Source organism: Neisseria sp. P0021.S007, assembly GCF_051956855.1.
The window spans coordinates 1-722 of record NZ_JBQCXA010000456.1; the positions used below are offsets into that span (position 1 = coordinate 1).

At 55.7% G+C, this 722-nt stretch carries 1 protein-coding gene; it reads left to right on the forward strand.

The genetic code is table 11. From position 1 onward, the window contains the following. Positions 1 to 633, forward strand: a 633-nt coding sequence (locus ACTHUR_RS13970) for an asparaginase domain-containing protein (RefSeq protein ID WP_440399144.1), incomplete at its 5' end; no start/stop codon positions are given. Between the last annotated feature and the right edge of the window lie 89 nt (positions 634 to 722).

Consider the following 722-nt stretch of genomic DNA (forward strand, 5'->3'; position numbering starts at 1 on the left):
GCCAACAGCGATGCGTCGCGCAACCTTGCCACCGCCGTTTCCGCTTTCTCGCTCAAACTCAAACAAGTGGTGATTGCCTTTGACGGCAAGCTCTTCCCATCCGTCGGCAGCAGCAAGGTCAGCACCGAGACCGCCGCAGGTTTTGACAACCTGCATTTTGGCACGCTCGCCGAATGGGAGGAAAACAAAGGTTGGCACAATATCCGTACCGCCCCGGCTGAACATTCAGACGGCCTCAAACCGCGTCTTCCAAATCCTGAAGCCAAAGTTTCCGTCCGCACGCTGATTCCCGGTTATGCCACGCAAGAACTTTCAGACGGCCTGCCCCACCTTTCCGCCCAAGCCCTGATTCTGCAAAGCTACGGCCACGGCAATGCGCCGAGCAACGATGCGTTTGTCCGAGCCGTCCAAGCCTTTACGCAACAAGGCAAGTTGCTGCTCAACATCAGCCAAGTGCCGCAAGGTTGCGCCGCTGCCGTCTATGCCCAAGGCGATGCTTTGCGTCAGGCAGGTATCATCAACGGCGGCAAATGCAATCTCGAAACCGCCACTGCGCTGATGACCCTCGCCGTATCTCATGACTGGAATGCAGATAAGGTGCAACAAGAATTGCGACAATTAAATCTGCTGTAAACCACCATTAAATATGACTTTCACCGACACCCACTGCCATCTTGCCGATCCCAAACTTGCCGATACGCTGCCTGCCGTGCTTACCGAAG